The organism is Pseudomonas sp. AD21 (assembly GCF_002878485.1).
Taxonomy (GTDB): domain Bacteria; phylum Pseudomonadota; class Gammaproteobacteria; order Pseudomonadales; family Pseudomonadaceae; genus Aquipseudomonas.
On record NZ_NQYG01000023.1, the window covers coordinates 22,211 to 40,284 of the forward strand.

The following is an 18,074-nucleotide window of genomic DNA, read 5'->3' on the forward strand; positions in this document are numbered from 1 at the left end:
GCTATAAGTCATGAACGGCAAGCGTGCGGAATCCCCATGAATGACATCGCTCTGAGCGGTCTGGCCAAGCAACTGGTACAGGCTGAACTGTTGACGGAAAAAAGCGCCCAGCAAGCCTGGCAACAGGCGCAGCGCAATCGGCTGTCGCTGGTCAGCTACCTGGTGCAGAACAAACTGGTGAGGAGTTCCCAGGTCGCCGAAATCGCTTCCGAGCATTTCGGCATGGCCTTCATGGACCTCAATTGCCTCGACAAGGAAACCCAGCCCAAGGGCCTGGTCAGTGAAAAACTGGTGCGTCAGCACCACGCCCTGCCCTTGTGGCGACGCGGCAACAAGCTGTTCGTGGGCATTTCCGATCCGAGCAATCATCAGGCAATCAACGATATCCAGTTCAGCACCGGACTGAGTACCGAAGCCATCCTGGTGGAAGACGACAAACTCAGCGATGCCATCGAGAAATTTTTCGACACCCACGCCAGCGGCCTCGAAGAGATGGCCGACGTCGACCTCGACGGGGTGGACGTCGAATCCGTCGACGACAGCCGACAGGAGAATATCGGCGGACTCGATGCCGATGACGCCCCGGTGGTGCGCTTCGTGCACAAGATGCTGCTGGACGCGATCAAGAGTGGCTCGTCGGACTTGCACTTCGAACCCTACGAAAAGAACTTCCGGGTGCGGGTGCGCACCGACGGCATCCTGCGCGAAGTGGCCAAACCGCCGATTCAGTTGGCCGGGCGGATCGCCGCACGCCTGAAAGTCATGGCCAGCCTCGACATCTCGGAGCGGCGCAAACCCCAGGACGGGCGGATCAAGATGCGCCTGTCGAAGAGCAAGTCGATCGACTTCCGGGTCAACACCCTGCCCACCCTGTGGGGCGAGAAAGTGGTGATCCGGATTCTCGATCCGTCCAGCGCGCAGATCGGCATCGATGCCCTGGGTTACGAACCGGCGCAGAAAGACCTGTACATGGCCGCGCTCAAGCAGCCGCAGGGGATGATTCTGGTGACCGGCCCGACCGGGTCGGGGAAAACCGTGTCGCTGTACACCGGACTCAATATTCTCAATACCGTCGACATCAACATTTCCACCGCCGAAGACCCGGTGGAAATCAACATGGAAGGCATCAACCAGGTCAACGTCAATCCGAAACAGGGGCTGGATTTCGCCCAGGCATTACGCTCGTTTCTGCGTCAGGACCCGGACGTGATCATGGTCGGCGAAATTCGCGATCTGGAAACCGCCGAGATCGCGATCAAGGCCGCGCAGACCGGCCACCTCGTGTTGTCCACGCTGCACACCAACAGCGCCGCCGAAACCCTGACCCGCCTGCACAACATGGGCATTCCCGGCTTCAACATCGCCACCTCGGTGAGCCTGATCATCGCCCAGCGCCTGGCACGCAAGCTGTGCAGCCACTGCAAGAAACCGATCGAGATTCCGCGCGAAACGCTGATCAAGGAAGGCTTCCCACCGGAACAGATCGGCAGTTTCACGATCTATGAGCCGGTCGGTTGCGATCAATGCAACGGCGGCTACAAGGGACGCGTGGGGATTTATGAAGTGGTGAAAAACACACCCGAGCTGCAACGGCTGATCATGGCCGAAGGCAACTCGCTGGAAATCGACAGCCAGATGCGTCACGACGGTTTCGACGATCTGCGCACCTCAGGCCTGCGCAAGGCCATGCAAGGCATCACCAGCCTGGAAGAAATCAACCGGGTCACCAAGGACTGAACATGGCGGTCAAGGCAGCGAAAATCAGCATCTACGCCTGGGAAGGCACGGACCGCAAAGGCAGCAAGGTCACCGGCGAACTGAGCGGGCAGAACCCCGCGTTGATCAAGGCCCAGCTACGTAAACAAGGGATCAACCCCGGCAAGGTGCGCAAGAAATCCGTCTCCCTGCTGAGTTTCGGCAAACGCATCAAGGCCCAGGACATCGCGTTGTTCACCCGCCAGATGGCGACCATGATGAAAGCCGGCGTGCCGCTGCTGCAGTCGTTCGATATCATTGGCGAAGGCTTCGACAACCCGGCGATGCGCAAACTGGTGGACGAGGTGAAGCAGGAGGTTGCCGCCGGCAACAGCTTCGCCACCGCCCTGCGCAAGAAACCGCAGTATTTCGATGAACTGTATTGCAACCTGGTGGATGCCGGCGAGCAGTCCGGCGCGCTCGACACGTTGCTGGAGCGAGTCGCGACCTATAAAGAAAAAAGCGAAGCGCTCAAGGCCAAGATCAAGAAAGCCATGACCTACCCCACCGCCGTGGTGCTGGTGGCAATGGTCGTCACCGGGATTTTGCTGGTGAAAGTGGTGCCGCAGTTTCAGGCGGTATTTTCCGGCTTCGGTGCTGAACTGCCGGCCTTCACGCTGATGGTGATCAGCATTTCCGAATTCATGCAGCAATGGTGGTGGGCGGTGCTTGGTGCACTGATTGCGGTGTTTTTCGGTACGCGTCACGCCCTGAGAAAGTCCCAGGCACTGCGCGACCGCAAAGACACCTGGCTGCTGAAAGTGCCGTTGGTGGGCACACTGATGTACAAGTCGGCGGTGGCCCGATTCGCCCGTACCCTGTCGACCACTTTCGCTGCCGGCGTACCGCTGGTGGAGGCACTGGATTCGGTGGCCGGGGCCACCGGCAATGTGGTGTTCAAGCGCGCGGTGCTGCGCATCCGCCAGGACGTCGCCACCGGCATGCAGCTGAATTTTTCGATGCGCAGCACAGGAGTGTTCCCCAACATGGCGGTGCAGATGACCGCCATCGGCGAGGAATCCGGCGCGCTGGATGACATGCTCGACAAAGTCGCCGGTTTTTATGAGGACGAAGTGGATAACATGGTCGACAACCTCACCAGCCTGATGGAGCCGTTCATCATGGTGGTGCTCGGTGTCATCGTCGGCGGTCTGGTCGTGGCCATGTACTTGCCGATCTTCCAACTCGGCTCAGCGATCTGACATGCCTATCGACGAACTTTTCAGTCTGTATCCGCTGGCCTTCGTTTTCACTGCACTGCTGCTGGGTCTGGTGGTCGGCAGTTTTCTCAACGTGCTGGTCTGGCGTCTGCCGAAAATGCTCGAGCGCGATTGGCGCCAGCAGGCTCAGGACGTCCTCGGCCTGCCGAGTGATACGCCACTGCCGACTTACAACCTGATACTGCCGCACTCCGAATGCCCGCAATGCGGCCACCGAATTCGTGTATGGGAGAACATCCCGCTGCTCAGCTACCTGTTCCTGCGCGGACGCTGTTCTGCGTGTGCCGCCCCGATCAGCAAGCGCTATCCCCTGACTGAACTGGCCTGCGGTCTGCTCTCGGCGTTCATCGCCTGGCATCTGGGTTTTGGCTGGCCGGCCGGTCTGTTGATCGTCCTCACCTGGGGGCTGCTGGCGATGAGCCTGATCGATACCGAACATCAACTGCTGCCCGATGTGCTGGTGCTGCCGTTGCTGTGGCTGGGGTTGATCGTCAACAGCTTCGCAGTGTTCGTCTCGCTGCACGCGGCACTATGGGGCGCGGTGGCCGGTTACATGGCGCTGTGGTCGGTGTTCTGGCTGTTCAAGCTGCTGACCGGCAAAGACGGCATCGGTCATGGTGATTTCAAGCTGCTGGCGCTGCTCGGGGCCTGGGGTGGCTGGCAGATTCTGCCGCTGACGATCCTATTGTCATCGCTGGTGGGGGCCGTTGTCGGGGTGATTGTGCTGCGTCTGCGCGAACAGAAAACCTCGACGCCGATCCCCTTCGGCCCGTATCTGGCAATTGCCGGCTGGATTGCCTTGCTCTGGGGTGGTCAAATAACCGACTTCTATTGGCAGTTTGTCGGTTTGAAATGAATACCCCTGTGGAAAAACCCTGGATTCTCGGTCTGACCGGCGGCATCGGCAGCGGCAAAAGCGCCGCGGCCCAGCACTTCATCGACCTCGGAATCCACGTGGTCGACGCCGATCACGCAGCGCGCTGGGTGGTCGAGTCGGGCCGTCCGGCACTGGCAAAGATTGCCGAGCACTTCGGCCCGGATGTACTGCAGGCGGACGGAACCCTGAACCGCGCCGCCCTGCGCCAGCTGATTTTTGAAGTGCCGGAGCAACGTCGCTGGCTCGAAGCCCTGCTGCATCCGCTGATCGCCGAGGAAATCGCCCACCATCTGGCGCTGGCAAAATCGCCTTACGCGATTCTGGTTTCGCCGCTGCTGATCGAATCCGGGCAATACGCGATGACCCAGCGCATCCTGGTGATCGACGCCCCGCAACAACTGCAGATCGAACGCACCTTGCAGCGTGACCAGACCAGCGAACAGCAGGTTCAGGCGATCCTCAAGGCCCAGTCGAGCCGCGAAGACCGCGTGAGCCGTGCCGACGATGTGGTGGTCAACGACCGCGACCTCGCCTGGCTGCACAGCGAAGTCGAACGCCTGCATCACTTTTACCTGACTTTATCCGGAGGCCAGTCATGAGCCAGATCCCGACCGTAGAATGCCCAACCTGTGGCGCCCCCGTGGAATTTATCCCCGAGAACAAGTTTCGCCCGTTCTGCTCCGATCGCTGCAAGCTGATCGACCTCGGCGCCTGGGCGTCCGAAGAACACAAGATTCCGGTGGCTGCGGATGCCGAAGACGAAATGTTCTCCGGCGATTTCGACCCGCGCCACTGACCGCAATCAGGGCCGCATGAAGCCGTAGTCCTGATCGTCGTCGAGGTTTTCCGCGAGAAAACGCAACTCGTCGGCCAGGTCTTCGGCGTTGCGCACGGCCTTGCTCTGCTGCACGACCGCACTGAGCAAGGCGCGCAGACTCAGGCCCGGATCGAAGCCCACCTCCTGCGCCATGTCCAGACTCTGCCGCGTTTCCTGCCTCGCCCACTCATACACACTCATGCCGCTGCTCCTGAAGGGATTTGGCCGAGCATGAAATGCTGCGAGGGTCGCAGGTTTGATGTGGATCAAGACTTGGGATCGTCGTCCTTCCAGGGCGCCGAAAGGTAGCGGGTGCGGTTGAAGGTTTCCAGCCACTCCGGGCTGAACACTACCAGCGCGCTGATCACCATGCCGTTGATAAAGGCTTCGGGAAAGATCAGCAACCACAGATAACCGATGAAGTCTTCCAGCCATTCCGGCATGGCGAACAAGCCGTCGTACCAGAGCAGGCTCAGGCTCAGCGCCAGACACAACAACGCCGACAATGCCGCCGCGAAGAATCCGGAACAGAAGATATACACAAACGGATTACGCGGCTGAGCGCGCTCGACAACGATCGCCACGCATTCGGTGATCAACACCGGCAGCAGGATCAGCAACGTACCGTTGACCCCGACCGCCGCCAGATCCTGACGGCCGAGCAATACCAGTCCGAGCTGCGCCACCAGGCCGCCGACAATCGCCAGCGGCCAGTCCAGCAGCAGCGTCACCGCGGTCATGCCGATGAAGTGGTAAGACACCCCGGTGTCGAAATCCCTGCGCACCATCCACAACAGAAACAACGCGAACACGGTGCCGAAGAGTAAATGCTGACGACGATTGTCACTGAACAACTCGACCCATGGCGCACGCCAGATCGCCCAGACCAGCACTGGCAGGTAAATCAGCCAACCGAGCGTCAGGCTCGTGGATGACAACAGTTCGGCACCGATCATCTTTCCCTCATTTTTTCCATGGGTTTACGTCCTTTGTCGCAGTCTACACCGCAGCCCTGAGAGCATCAGCCGATGCAACGCTTACTGTTTGTCGCATTTGAACGCTAAGCTTGGGCTTATGGATGACTCAGATTATTTACGCCTGCTGACCATCGCGGCCGAGCAAGCCAACGCGTTCCTGTCCAATGCCCGCAAATGGGAGCGTGAGCGTTGGGTCTGCCAACGCCTGCTGCAAGGCTTGAACATCCCTTACCGCGCCGATGAGTTCGCCCCCGCTGGCGAGCCGCCGGACGTGCTGTTTCGCGACGCCAATTTCGAAGTGTTCTTCGTCCTCGATGAAGGACGTCGGCTCAACGACGAATGGCGCGACGAATTGCAGCGGCGGCGCAGCGCGTTTTCTCTCAGCCAGCTGGTGCGCCGTGAAGCCAAGCCGCGGCGAATCCCGGCCAACGAGTTCCTGTTGCGACTGGCGCCGACCTTGCGCAAAAAAGCGCACAACTACAAGGAACGCGGCATGGATCTGGGCGAACTGGACATCATTGCCTTCGCCAGCCTCAAGCGCGAAGTGCTGGATCTCAACAGCCACTTTCCTCCGCCGACCGAATATCTGCGCCAGGGCTGGCGTTCGCTGTCGCTGGTCGGCCCGACGTTCGCCCGGGTGCTGTTTGCCCACCCTGACGCGCCGGACTTTCTGCGCAGCAACCTGGGACGCAGCATCGTCTTCGATGTCGGGATCAGCTTGTGACGCCACTGCAGCAGTTGATTGCCGACGTTCCGCAGACCGGCCGTGTGCGATGGATCGGCGTACGCCCGGAGTCCCGTGGCCCGATGCTCGAGCTCGATGCCGTCGAGGCGCGGCTCGAAGCCGGACTGACCGGCGATCACGCCCGCCCCGGGGTGCGTAACGCGCGGCAGGTGACCCTGATTCAGTTCGAACACCTGGCGGTCATTGGCGCACTGATGGGCCGCCCTGCCGATCAACCGATGAGGCCTGAAGATCTGCGGCGCAATCTCGTCATCAGCGGCATCAATTTGTTTAGTCTCAAGGGGCGGCGCTTTCGCATCGGTCAGGCAATACTCGAGACCACCGGCTGGTGTCAGCCCTGTGCACGCCTGCAGAACAACCTCGGCCCCGGGACCTTTCAAGCGGTGCGCGGGCATGGCGGAATTACCGCACGAGTGTTACAAAGCGGGATCATTCGCCTCGACGACGGTGTTTCTGTCGAACCGGTTCCGGCCAGTGGCTATGCTGCATTCAACCCGGGATAAAAACCGCTGTAGCTTCCCCACCTTCAGCAACGTCTACCTGACGAGGCCTTTATGACCAGCCGCCTGAACCCCGAAGACCAGAAGCATGTCGAAGAGTACCTGCAGTTGTCCCAACACCAGGTCGAGCGCCGGCCATTCCGGCCGTGGATGCTCCTGGTGCTGGTGCTGGCAGTGACCATTGGTCTGGGCCTGCTGAGCCGACTTATCAGTTACCTGACGCTATGAGCTGCCTCGCGCTCGCTTGGGTAACGACACCGATTTCCTTTAAAAACCTTGCGAGTTATCCCCATGTCCCATCGTATTGTTATTGTCGGCGGCGGCGCCGGCGGTCTGGAGTTGGCTACCCGTCTGGGTAAGACCCTGGGTAAACGCGGCACAGCCAGTGTGATGCTGGTTGACGCGAACCTGACGCACATCTGGAAACCACTGCTGCACGAAGTGGCCGCCGGATCGCTGAACTCTTCCGAAGACGAACTCAACTATGTTGCCCAGGCAAAATGGAACCACTTCGAGTTCCAGCTGGGGCGCATGAGCGGGCTTGATCGCGCGCAGAAGAAAATCCAGTTGGCGGCCACCTACGACGAGAACGGCGTAGAGCTGGTCCCGGCACGTGAAGTGCCGTACGACACGCTGGTCATCAGCGTCGGCAGCACCACCAACGACTTCGGCACCCAGGGCGCAGCGCAGCACTGCCTGTTCCTCGACACCCGCAAACAGGCCGAACGTTTCCACCAGCAATTGCTCAACCACTACCTGCGCGCCCATGCCGGGCAGACCGATGTGGTCGAGCAGATCAGCGTGGCCATCGTCGGTGCCGGCGCCACGGGCGTCGAACTGGCGGCAGAACTGCACAACGCGGCGCATGAACTGGCCGCGTACGGTCTGGACCGAATCAAACCGGAAAACATGCACATCACCCTGATCGAAGCCGGTCCACGGGTGCTGCCAGCCCTGCCGGAGCGCATCGGCGCACCGGTGCACAAGACGCTGGAGAAACTCGGGGTCAATGTGATGACCAACGCGGCGGTCAGCGAAGTGACGGCCGACAGCCTGATCACTGCCGATGGCAACGTGATCAAGGCCAGCCTGAAAGTCTGGGCCGCGGGTATTCGCGCACCGGGTTTCCTCAAGGACATCGACGGCCTGGAAACCAACCGCATCAATCAGCTGCAGGTATTGCCGACGCTGCAGACCACCCGCGACGAAAACATCTTCGCCTTCGGCGACTGCGCCGCGTGCCCGCAACCGGGTTCGGATCGCAACGTGCCACCGCGTGCACAAGCGGCTCACCAGCAGGCTTCTCTGCTCGCCAAATCGCTGAAACTGCGCATCGAGGGCAAGACCCTGCCGGAGTACAAGTACACCGACTACGGCTCGCTGATTTCGCTGTCACGTTTTTCGGCTGTGGGTAACTTGATGGGTAACCTGACCGGCAGCGTGATGCTCGAAGGCTGGTTGGCACGGATGTTTTACGTGTCGCTGTACCGCATGCACCAGATGGCGCTGTACGGGCCATTCCGCACGGCGATGTTGATGCTGGGCAGCAAGATTGGTCGCGGCACTGAACCACGCCTGAAGCTGCACTGATTGGCGTAAACCCTGTAGGAGTGAGCCTGCTCGCGATTGCGGTGGGTCAGTCAATTCGCTCATGACTGATACACCATAATCGCGAGCAGTCTCACTCCTACAATGGTTTTGCGTAGGGCCCGAGTTTTTTATGGGCAAAAAAAATCCCCGTATCTTTCGATACGAGGATTTTTAATATGGTCGGGGTAAGGGGATTCGAACTCCTGACATCCTGCTCCCAAAGCAGGCGCGCTACCGGACTGCGCTATACCCCGGCTTGAAATTGGCTCCGTGACCAGGACTCGAACCTGGGACCCAATGATTAACAGTCATTTGCTCTACCGACTGAGCTATCACGGAACTACATATTTCAATTTACAACGGTGAAACTTACTGCATCTAGTCACTCGTTCGCATCGCTGCGTTCGTGTGTCTGAGGCGCGCTATTCTACAACCTAGAACACCTCTGTCAACCCCCTAAATTGCTTTCAAGTTAATGATTTGCAACTTATTTCAGTTTTCAACCCAGTGGGTTGAAACGCTGCCGGTGACTGACTGCGGGGCGCACTTTACAAGCCTTTTCCTTAGAGTTCAACAGCCTAACGAAAAAAAGGCCTCGCAAAGCGAGGCCTTCCTTATTTCATTGGCGTTTCGGCTCAGTCGAAAACGATTTCGTCGTTCACCACTTTGCCGGTTGCCGTGTCGCCCGGCATGAAATGCCCCGACAGGATCAATTGCGCCAGCGGGTTTTCGATCCAGCGCTGGATCGCACGTTTCAACGGACGCGCGCCATACACCGGGTCGTAACCGACGGCAATCAGCTTATCCAGCGCTTCCGGGCTCAGTTCCAGCTTCAGCTCGCGCTCGGCCAGACGACTGCGCAGACGACCCAACTGGATCTCGGTAATCCCCGCGATCTGATCCCGCGCCAATGGCTCGAAGATCACCACTTCGTCGACCCGGTTGATAAACTCGGGACGAAAGTGCGACGTCAACGCATCCATTACCGCAGCGCGCTGCGCCTCACGGTCACCGACCAGTTCCTGGATCTGCGACGAACCGAGGTTCGAGGTCATGACGATCACGGTATTGCGGAAATCCACAGTACGCCCGTGACTGTCGGTCAGACGCCCATCCTCAAGCACCTGCAGCAGGATGTTGAACACATCCGGGTGCGCTTTCTCGACTTCATCCAGCAGGATCACCGAATAAGGCTTGCGACGCACCGCCTCAGTCAGGTAACCGCCCTCTTCGTAGCCGACGTAGCCTGGTGGTGCACCGATCAGTCGCGCCACGGAATGTTTCTCCATGAACTCGGACATGTCGATCCGCACCATCGCCTCTTCAGTATCAAAGAGGAATTCGGCCAGCGCCTTGCACAGCTCGGTTTTACCGACACCGGTCGGGCCGAGGAACATGAACGAGCCGCTCGGACGATTCGGGTCCGCCAGCCCGGCACGGGAACGCCGTACCGCGTTGGCCACAGCCACGACCGCTTCGTCCTGGCCGATCACGCGCTGGTGCAACAGGCTTTCCATCTTCATCAGCTTGTCGCGCTCGCCTTCGAGCATTTTCGATACCGGAATACCGGTCCACTTCGAAACGACTTCGGCGATTTCCTCTTCGGTCACCTTGCTACGCAGCAACTGGTTTTCGCTCTTGCCGTGCTGATCGACCATTTGCAGGCTGCGCTCCAGATCCGGGATCACCCCGTACTGCAATTCGGCCATACGATTGAGGTCGCCTTTACGGCGCGCCGCTTCCAGTTCCTGGCGCGATTGCTCGATCTTCTGCTGAATCTGCGCAGAACCCTGCACCTCGGCTTTTTCCGAGTTCCAGATTTCTTCCAGATCCGAGTACTCACGCTCGAGGCGGACAATTTCTTCCTGAAGTTTTTCCAGGCGCTTCATTGCCGCTTCATCGCTTTCTTTCTTCAGTGCCTGGGATTCCACCTTCAACTGAATCAGGCGACGTTCCAGACGGTCCAGCACCTCCGGCTTGGAATCGATCTCCATGCGGATACGGCTGGCGGCCTCGTCGATCAGGTCGATGGCCTTGTCCGGCAACTGCCGGTCAGTGATGTAGCGATGGCTGAGCTTCGCGGCAGCAATGATCGCGCCGTCAGTGATCGCCACCTTGTGGTGAACCTCGTAACGCTCTTTGAGGCCACGCAGGATGGCGATGGTGTCTTCTTCGCTCGGCTCGTCCACCAAGACCTTCTGGAAGCGCCGCTCGAGAGCTGCGTCCTTCTCTATATATTGGCGGTACTCGTTGAGCGTGGTCGCGCCGACGCAATGCAGCTCGCCGCGCGCCAGTGCCGGTTTGAGCATGTTGCCGGCATCCATCGAGCCTTCGCCTTTACCGGCGCCGACCATGGTGTGCAGTTCGTCGATGAACAGAATGATCTGCCCTTCCTGCTTCGACAGTTCGTTGAGCAGCGCCTTGAGGCGCTCTTCGAACTCACCACGATACTTGGCGCCGGCAATCAGAGCGCCCATGTCCAGCGACAGCAGACGTTTGCCTTTGAGGCCGTCCGGCACTTCGCCGTTGATGATGCGCTGGGCCAAACCTTCGGCAATCGCGGTTTTACCCACGCCTGGCTCGCCGATCAGTACCGGGTTGTTCTTGGTGCGGCGTTGCAGAACCTGAATCGTGCGACGAATTTCATCGTCACGGCCGATCACCGGATCGAGCTTGCCGTCTTCGGCACGCTTGGTCAGGTCGACGGTGTACTTGTCCAGCGCCTGACGCGACTCTTCATGGTTGGCGTCATTGACCGCCTCACCACCACGCAGGTTGTTGATCGCGTTTTCCAGGGCTTTCTTGCTCACGCCCTGGCCGAGCAGCAGTTTGCCGAGCTTGCTGTTCTCGTCCATCGCGGCGAGCAGCACCAGCTCACTGGAAATGAACTGGTCGCCCTTCTGCTGGGCCAGTCGGTCGGCCTGATTGAGCAGGCGCGCCAGATCCTGCGACATGTTGACGTCGCCGGTAGGGTTCTGGATTTTCGGTAATTGGTCGAGCTCTTTGGTCAGCTCTTTACGCAGGCTGTTGACGTCGAAGCCTACCTGCATCAGCAGAGGTTTGATCGAACCACCCTGCTGTTCAAGCATGGCTTGCATCAAGTGCGCCGGCTCGATAGCCGGATGATCGTGGCCGACGGCCAGAGATTGGGCGTCGGACAAGGCTAACTGTAATTTACTGGTTAAACGGTCTATACGCATGGGTCACCTTCCTTTTGAGCAGGCCGGACCTAAAAAACCATCCTGAATAAAGAAACCTGCCAGATACCGCTATAGATGCGGTCGATTCTGGAAGATTCAAGCGTCGGAGAGTTGATACAGATCAGACAAGCTTAGCGGGTGAGCCAAACAAGAGAGGCAAAGCGACCGGTGCGCGACGCACGGCGATAAGAGAAGAAGCGCGGGTCGGTCACAGTGCAGAAGCCGCCGCCATAAACAGCAGTGACACCCCGTGCAGCCAGACGCAGGCGCGCCAGCAGATAAATGTCAGCCATGAACTTGCCAGCATTGTGGCTTGGGACAAAGGCTGATGCCGCTTCGGGGAGTTGATTGACGAAGACTTCCCGTACTTCCGGGCCGACCTCAAAAGCATTCGGGCCGATGGCTGGGCCAAGCCAGACCAGTACTTCTTCAGCGGGTACATTCAAAGAATCGAGCGTCGCTTCGAGCACACCTGCCGCCAACCCGCGCCAACCGGCATGAGCCGCCGCCACACGAGTGCCGGCACGATCGCAGAACAATGCCGGCAAGCAATCTGCCGTCATTGCTGCGCAGGCAATGCCCGGGGTGTCCGTCCAGCTGGCGTCGGCGGTGGCAACCACGCCCGGATCAGCATGGGCCACGGCAATCCCGTGCACTTGCTGCAACCAGGCAGGCTTTATAGAGAAGTGATCGGTCAGACGCCGACGATTCTCGGCAACAGCCTCAGGACGATCATCAACATGATCGCCCAGATTGAGGCTGTCGAACGGCGCCTCGCTGACACCGCCCTCGCGGGTGGTGACACAAGACTTGACGCTGGCCGGCGCAGGCCAGTCCGGCGTCAGCCAGTTCATCCGATGAATGCCTCGCGATCCTGCTTGAGCAAGGTCAGCAGCCAGACGAAGTCTTCCGGCAGCGGCGACTCCCAGCTCATGCGCTCACCGGTCGTCGGATGATCCAGTTCAAGGAAACGCGCGTGCAGGGCCTGACGCGGGAAATGCTTGAGGGATTCGACCATCGTCGGGTTCGCCGCCGGCGGAATGCGGAAACGACCGCCGTACGCCGGATCGCCGACCAACGGGAAGTTGATGTGCGACATGTGCACACGGATCTGGTGGGTACGACCGGTTTCCAGCTTCACCCGCACGTGTGTGTGCGAACGGAAACGCTCCAGCACGCGGTAGTGACTGACGGCAGGCTTGCCGCCTTCCATCACCGCCATGCGCTGGCGCTGCTGACCGTGGCGACCGATCGGGGCGTTGATCTTGCCTCCGGCGGTGACCACGCCGATCACGATGCACTCGTAGATCCGGCTGACACTGCGACTCTGCAATTGAGTCACAAGCTTGGTCTGCGCCTGAATGGTCTTGGCCACCACCATCAGACCGGTGGTGTCCTTGTCCAGGCGATGCACGATACCGGCACGCGGGACATTGATGATGTCCGGCACGTGGTGCAGCAAGGCATTGAGCAAAGTGCCATCGGCGTGACCGGCAGCCGGGTGCACCACCAGGCCCGCAGGCTTGTTGATCACCAGAATGTCGTCGTCTTCATAGACGATGTCGAGCTCGATGTCCTGGGCGATCCACTCGCCCTGGGCTTCCTGCTCGGCAGTCAGCTCAAGGATGGCACCGCCATGCACGATGTCGCGTGGGCGGATGACCGCCCCGTCCACAGTCAGGCGACCTTCTTTGATCCAGGCGGAAAGGCGCGAGCGTGAGTGCTCAGCGAAGAGTTGGGCGGCGACTTGATCGAGGCGTTGGCCGCCCAAATCGGACGGCACCTCTGCGCGAAGTTCAATTTTATCGGACATGCTCTGACTGGGCGTCGGCACAGCCTTTGGTTTCGGCTGCGCGCTTGTGGTTAAATACGGCGTCTTTTGCCCCGAGGCTTTTCAACGGGGCGCTCATCATAACAGGACGGCCCCGCCCAAGACAGCGGCCGTCATAGGGACGCAAGCCGCCATGCAAGTGAAACACCTGCTGCTGATCGCCATCCTCGCATTGACCGCTGCTTGCTCATCGAAGGAAGTCGTCGACGAAAACCTGAGCGAAGCCGAGCTGTACCAGCAGGCTCAGACCGACCTGGACAACAACAGCTACACCAGCGCCACAGCCAAGCTGAAGGCTCTGGAATCGCGCTATCCGTTCGGTCGCTACGCGGATCAGGCACAGCTTGAACTGATTTATGCCAACTATAAAAACTCCGAGCCGGAAGCTGCCAAGTCCGCCGCCGAGCGTTTTATCCGTTTGCACCCACAGCACCCGAACGTGGACTACGCCTACTACCTCAAGGGCCTGACCTCGTTCGACCAGGACGTCGGCCTGCTGGCGCGCTTCCTGCCGCTGGACATGACCAAGCGTGACCCGGGCGCTGCCCGCGACTCGTACAACGAGTTCGCCCAGCTGACCAGCCGCTACCCGAACAGCCGCTACGCGCCGGACGCCAAGCAGCGCATGATCTACCTGCGCAACCTGCTGGCCGCCTACGAAATCCACGTAGCCGACTATTACCTGACCCGTCAGGCGTATGTAGCCGCTGCCAACCGTGGCCGTTACGTGGTGGAAAACTTCCAGGAAACGCCATCGGTCGGCGACGGCCTGGCGGTGATGACCGAGGCTTACCAGCGTCTGCACCTGGACGAACTGGCCGCTACCAGCCTGGAAACCCTTAAGCTCAACTACCCGAATCACCCGAGCCTGAAAGACGGTCAGTTCGTGCCGTCGGTTGCCGAAGCCGACAACCGGTCGTTCCTGAGCAAGGCCACTCTGGGCCTGATCGAGTCGCGTCCACCGCTGCCGCCGGGAGAAACCCGCGCCAACCAGGACGTGCAGAAGCAGTTCCAGGACGCGAAAGACGCGATCCCGAACGAGCTCAAGCCTAAAGACGAAAACGGTGAAGTGCTTGAAGAAACTCACGAAGCCGCCGGTAACAACGACGACCGCTCGTGGTTCAGCTACATGACTTTCGGCGTGTTCGACTGACCACACCGGATGGACAAAAAAGGGAGATCTGCGGATCTCCCTTTTTTATGGCTGTGTCATTAATAGTCTGTGCGCCTGCCGGCTCCTTGGCTAAACTGCCGAATCATTAGCCGAAAAGCCGCCCATCATGCTCCGTTTACTGTTCTGGATTGTCCTGATTTTCGCTGCGCTATGGCTGTGGCGTAAATTCAAGGCGCCCGCCTCGTCTGCCCAAGCGCCCCGCGAGCAAGACGCCGCGCCGATGGTGCGCTGCGCCCATTGTGGCGTGCACCTGCCCCGCGACCGCGCCCTGAACCTTCAGCAACAGTGGTATTGCAGCCAGGCTCACCTTGAGCAAGGCCCCGGTTCCAGTGATCGCTGAGGCCGTCAACGCCCACCATAAACAGGCCCAGCGCCTGCTGCGTCTTTATCATTTGTACCGTTTAAGCGTCGGCATCACGTTGGTGTTGCTGATCTCCAGCAACATGGACAACCGCCTGCTGACGTCGGCCGACGACGATCTGCTGCGCAGCGGCAGCTGGTTGTATCTGGTGCTGAACATCCTGCTGGTGGTGTTTCTGGAAAACACCCGGCGTCCGGCGCAGCTGTTCAGCCTGGCGCTGGTGGATGTCCTGCTGCTGTGCGGTTTGTTCTACGCGGCGGGCGGAGTGGCCAGTGCCATCGGCAACCTGCTGATTGTTTCGGTAGCCATCAGCAACACCCTGCTACGCCGGCGCATCGGCCTGCTGATTGCCGCCATCGGCGCGCTCGGAATGGTCGGCTCAAGCTTCCTGCTGAGTTTCAGCCATCCCCTGAGCGCCAATGATTACCTGCAAGCCGGCACCCTCGGCGCCTTGTGCTTTGCGGCGTCATTGCTGGTCCAGGGCCTGGTTCGGCGTCTGGAAGTCAGCGAGCACCTCGCCGAACAGCGCGCCAGCGAAGTCGTCAGCCTCGAAGCCCTCAACGCCCTGATTCTGCAACGCATGCGCACCGGCATCCTGGTGCTCGACGAACAACGCCGGGTGCAGTTGGCCAACCACAGCGCCAAAAGCCTGCTGGCCCAATCGCACCTTGAGGGCCATCTGATCGACGACTACTCCAGGCCGCTGGTCGATCGCCTGCAGTTGTGGCTGAACAATCCGAGCTTGCGCCCACAGAGCTTGAAGATTCCCGGCAACGGCCTGGAGCTGCAGCCGAACTTCATCGCCCTCGAACAAAACCCCAACCAGCAAACCCTGGTATTTCTCGAAGATCTCGCGCAAGTCGCCCAGCAGGCCCAGCAACTCAAACTCGCCGCGCTCGGGCGCCTGACCGCCGGCATTTCCCATGAAATCCGCAATCCGCTGGGCGCCATCAGTCACGCCGCGCAGCTATTGGGTGAGTCCGAGGAACTCGACAGCGCGGATCGGCGTCTGACGCAGATCATTCAAGACCACTCCCAGCGCATGAACCGAGTCATCGAAAACGTCCTGCAACTGTCGCGTCGCCAGCAGAGCGCTCCGCAACGGCTGGATCTCAAGCCGTGGCTGGAACAGTTCGTCGCAGAAAGCCGTGAACAGGCCACTGATCGGCAAACGATCCATTTACGGATCAATTCCGGGGACTTCGTCACGCTGATGGACCCCGACCAGCTCACGCAAATTCTCGACAATCTGTTACGCAATGGCTGGCGCCACAGTGCGCTGCTGCATGATACGGCCCAAGTCTGGCTGGCGCTGTTCATCGACCCCGACAGCCAGCTGGCGGTGCTTGAAGTCCAGGACAACGGCCCCGGCGTGCCGCTGGATCAGCAACCGCATCTGTTCGAGCCGTTCTTCACCACCAGCAGCCAGGGCACCGGCCTTGGGCTTTATCTGTCCCGTGAGCTGTGCGAAAGCAACCAGGCGCGCCTAGACTTCAAACCACGCCAAGGCGGCGGCTGCTTTCGCATCACCTTTGCTCACGGACGGAAACAAAGTTGAACACGAGCCCACGGCAAAAAATCCTCATCGTCGACGACGAGCCGGATATCCGCGAACTCCTGGAAATCACCCTGGGACGGATGAAACTCGACACCTTCAGCGCGCGTAATCTCGGCGAAGCCCAGGCGCTGTTGCAGCGCAATGCGTTCGACCTGTGCCTGACCGACATGCGCCTGCCGGACGGCACCGGGCTGGAGTTGGTGCAGCACATCCAGCAACGTTATCCACAACTACCGGTGGCGATGATCACCGCGTACGGCAGCCTGGAAACCGCGATCAACGCCTTGAAGGCCGGGGCCTTCGATTTCCTCACCAAACCGGTTGATCTCACCCGCCTGCGCGAACTGGTCAACACCGCGCTGCGCATGCCTGCCACCGGCGGCAGCGTCACGTCGATCAACCGCCGCCTGCTGGGCGACTCACCGCCGATGCGCGCTCTGCGTAAACAGATCGACAAGCTCGCCCGCAGTCAGGCACCGATCTATATCAGCGGCGAATCCGGCAGCGGCAAAGAGCTGGTCGCGCGACTGATCCACGAACAGGGGCCGCGCAGCAGCCAGCCGTTCGTGCCGGTCAACTGCGGGGCGATTCCGTCAGAGCTGATGGAAAGCGAGTTTTTCGGCCATCGCAAGGGCAGCTTCACCGGTGCGGTAGAAGACAAACCGGGGCTGTTTCAGGCCGCGCACCGCGGCACCCTGTTTCTCGATGAAGTGGCGGACCTGCCACTGTCGATGCAAGTCAAACTTCTGCGGGCGATCCAGGAAAAAGCTGTACGTAGCGTTGGCGGCCAACAGGAAACCGTGGTCGATGTGCGCATCCTTTGCGCCACCCACAAGGACCTGGAAGCGGAAGTCGCCACCGGGCGCTTTCGCCAGGATCTGTATTACCGGTTGAACGTGATCGAACTGCGGGTGCCGTCCCTGCGCGAACGGCGCGACGATATCGAAGTACTCGCCGCGCACATGCTCCAGCGTCTGGCCAGCGGCAGCGGTCAAGCGGCTGCCCGCCTGCACCCGCAAGCGCTTGAAGCGCTGAAAAGCTATCGCTTTCCGGGGAATGTGCGGGAACTGGAGAACGTCCTCGAACGGGCGCACACGCTGTGCGAAAACCAGGTGATCGAGGCTGAAGATTTGCGCCTGAGCGATGGGAATTGTGCAGTCGAGGGCGGCATTGCCGACCTGACGCAGATCGACAACCTTGAGGATTACCTGGAGAACGTCGAGCGCAAACTGATCCTTCAGGCGCTGGAGGAGACTCGCTGGAACCGCACGGCGGCGGCGCAGCGGCTGAGTCTTTCGTTTCGGTCGATGCGCTACAGACTGAAGAAACTCGGCCTGGATTGAGGGCCCCTTCGCGAGCAAGCCCGCCCCCACATTGGATCTGCGGTGAACACAAATTGTGTGAATAACCGAGATCAACTGTGGGAGCGGGCTTGCTCGCGAAAGCGGCCTTCCAGCCTATAGAGAAAT

General features: G+C 60.1%; 18 protein-coding genes and 2 tRNA genes. 13 read left to right on the forward strand and 7 right to left on the reverse strand.

The window, feature by feature from the left end; genetic code table 11:
* Positions 1 to 36: 36 nt before the first annotated feature.
* The 5 genes from pilB to yacG are packed head-to-tail and all read left to right on the forward strand — an operon-like array spanning position 37 to position 4,648.
* The gene (gene pilB, locus PseAD21_RS15640) at positions 37 to 1,737 is read left to right on the forward strand and encodes a type IV-A pilus assembly ATPase PilB (RefSeq protein WP_102356465.1); all 1,701 of its coding nucleotides are present in this window, start codon (positions 37 to 39) and stop codon (positions 1,735 to 1,737) included.
* 2 nt (positions 1,738 to 1,739) lie between these two features.
* Positions 1,740 to 2,957 carry a type II secretion system F family protein gene (locus PseAD21_RS15645; protein ID WP_102356466.1) on the forward strand — a complete coding sequence of 406 codons (1,218 nt, stop codon included), beginning with the start codon at positions 1,740 to 1,742 and terminating at the stop codon, positions 2,955 to 2,957.
* 1 nt (position 2,958) lies between these two features.
* Positions 2,959 to 3,831, forward strand: a complete 873-nt coding sequence (locus tag PseAD21_RS15650; protein ID WP_102356467.1) for an A24 family peptidase — start codon at positions 2,959 to 2,961, stop codon at positions 3,829 to 3,831.
* Positions 3,828 to 4,451 carry a dephospho-CoA kinase gene (gene coaE / locus PseAD21_RS15655; protein WP_102356468.1) on the forward strand — a complete coding sequence of 208 codons (624 nt, stop codon included), beginning with the start codon at positions 3,828 to 3,830 and terminating at the stop codon, positions 4,449 to 4,451. Before PseAD21_RS15650 ends, coaE begins: the two co-directional genes overlap by 4 nt.
* Complete coding sequence (gene yacG / locus PseAD21_RS15660) at positions 4,448 to 4,648, forward strand: DNA gyrase inhibitor YacG (protein WP_102356469.1); 201 nt, start codon at positions 4,448 to 4,450, stop codon at positions 4,646 to 4,648. The genes coaE and yacG overlap by 4 nt, the downstream gene beginning before the upstream one ends.
* Before the next feature lie 6 nt (positions 4,649 to 4,654).
* Here the strand turns inward: yacG and PseAD21_RS15665 are convergent, their stop codons facing one another.
* Both PseAD21_RS15665 and PseAD21_RS15670 read right to left on the reverse strand, forming a co-directional pair.
* The gene (locus PseAD21_RS15665; protein ID WP_007909901.1) at positions 4,655 to 4,870 is read right to left on the reverse strand and encodes a hypothetical protein; all 216 of its coding nucleotides are present in this window, start codon (positions 4,868 to 4,870) and stop codon (positions 4,655 to 4,657) included.
* A 65-nt stretch (positions 4,871 to 4,935) separates the two neighbouring features.
* Entirely contained in the window at positions 4,936 to 5,625 is a 690-nt protein-coding gene (locus PseAD21_RS15670) for an energy-coupling factor ABC transporter permease (RefSeq protein ID WP_102356470.1), read from the reverse strand.
* Between the two features lie 118 nt (positions 5,626 to 5,743).
* Between PseAD21_RS15670 and PseAD21_RS15675 the strand changes: the two genes are divergently transcribed.
* The 4 genes from PseAD21_RS15675 to PseAD21_RS15690 all read left to right on the forward strand — a co-directional run bounded on the left by PseAD21_RS15675 (position 5,744) and on the right by PseAD21_RS15690 (position 8,481).
* Complete coding sequence (locus tag PseAD21_RS15675; protein WP_003228301.1) at positions 5,744 to 6,370, forward strand: DUF1780 domain-containing protein; 627 nt, start codon at positions 5,744 to 5,746, stop codon at positions 6,368 to 6,370.
* The gene (locus PseAD21_RS15680) at positions 6,367 to 6,894 is read left to right on the forward strand and encodes an MOSC domain-containing protein (protein WP_102356471.1); all 528 of its coding nucleotides are present in this window, start codon (positions 6,367 to 6,369) and stop codon (positions 6,892 to 6,894) included. The genes PseAD21_RS15675 and PseAD21_RS15680 overlap by 4 nt, the downstream gene beginning before the upstream one ends.
* Positions 6,895 to 6,945: 51 nt before the next feature.
* Complete coding sequence (locus PseAD21_RS15685) at positions 6,946 to 7,119, forward strand: DUF3094 domain-containing protein (protein WP_102356472.1); 174 nt, start codon at positions 6,946 to 6,948, stop codon at positions 7,117 to 7,119.
* Positions 7,120 to 7,182: 63 nt separating this feature from the next.
* A complete protein-coding gene (locus tag PseAD21_RS15690; RefSeq protein ID WP_102356473.1) occupies positions 7,183 to 8,481 on the forward strand; it encodes an NAD(P)/FAD-dependent oxidoreductase in 1,299 nt (432 codons plus the stop codon).
* A gap of 177 nt (positions 8,482 to 8,658) precedes the next feature.
* Here PseAD21_RS15690 and PseAD21_RS15695 read toward each other — a convergent pair.
* The 5 genes from PseAD21_RS15695 to rluD form a co-directional block, all read right to left on the reverse strand.
* Positions 8,659 to 8,735 (reverse strand) — tRNA-Pro (locus PseAD21_RS15695).
* 9 nt (positions 8,736 to 8,744) lie between these two features.
* Positions 8,745 to 8,820 (reverse strand) — tRNA-Asn (locus tag PseAD21_RS15700).
* Between the two features lie 296 nt (positions 8,821 to 9,116).
* Positions 9,117 to 11,681, reverse strand: a complete 2,565-nt coding sequence (clpB, locus tag PseAD21_RS15705) for an ATP-dependent chaperone ClpB (protein ID WP_102356474.1) — start codon at positions 11,679 to 11,681, stop codon at positions 9,117 to 9,119.
* Between the two features lie 131 nt (positions 11,682 to 11,812).
* Positions 11,813 to 12,535, reverse strand: a complete 723-nt coding sequence (gene pgeF, locus PseAD21_RS15710) for a peptidoglycan editing factor PgeF (RefSeq protein WP_102356475.1) — start codon at positions 12,533 to 12,535, stop codon at positions 11,813 to 11,815.
* A complete protein-coding gene (gene rluD / locus PseAD21_RS15715) occupies positions 12,532 to 13,494 on the reverse strand; it encodes a 23S rRNA pseudouridine(1911/1915/1917) synthase RluD (RefSeq protein ID WP_102356476.1) in 963 nt (320 codons plus the stop codon). Before rluD ends, pgeF begins: the two co-directional genes overlap by 4 nt.
* A gap of 151 nt (positions 13,495 to 13,645) precedes the next feature.
* On the opposite strand from rluD, the gene PseAD21_RS15720 reads away from it, so the two are divergent.
* The 4 genes from PseAD21_RS15720 (at position 13,646) to PseAD21_RS15735 (ending at position 17,948) form a co-directional block, all read left to right on the forward strand.
* On the forward strand, positions 13,646 to 14,665 hold the full coding sequence (locus PseAD21_RS15720; protein ID WP_102356477.1) for an outer membrane protein assembly factor BamD: 1,020 nt from the start codon (positions 13,646 to 13,648) through the stop codon (positions 14,663 to 14,665).
* Positions 14,666 to 14,792: 127 nt separating this feature from the next.
* Entirely contained in the window at positions 14,793 to 15,026 is a 234-nt protein-coding gene (locus tag PseAD21_RS15725) for a PP0621 family protein (RefSeq protein WP_102356478.1), read from the forward strand.
* The gene (locus PseAD21_RS15730) at positions 15,016 to 16,605 is read left to right on the forward strand and encodes a PAS domain-containing sensor histidine kinase (RefSeq protein WP_102356479.1); all 1,590 of its coding nucleotides are present in this window, start codon (positions 15,016 to 15,018) and stop codon (positions 16,603 to 16,605) included. Before PseAD21_RS15725 ends, PseAD21_RS15730 begins: the two co-directional genes overlap by 11 nt.
* Entirely contained in the window at positions 16,602 to 17,948 is a 1,347-nt protein-coding gene (locus PseAD21_RS15735) for a sigma-54 dependent transcriptional regulator (RefSeq protein WP_102356480.1), read from the forward strand. Before PseAD21_RS15730 ends, PseAD21_RS15735 begins: the two co-directional genes overlap by 4 nt.
* The last annotated feature ends 126 nt before the right edge of the window (positions 17,949 to 18,074 follow it).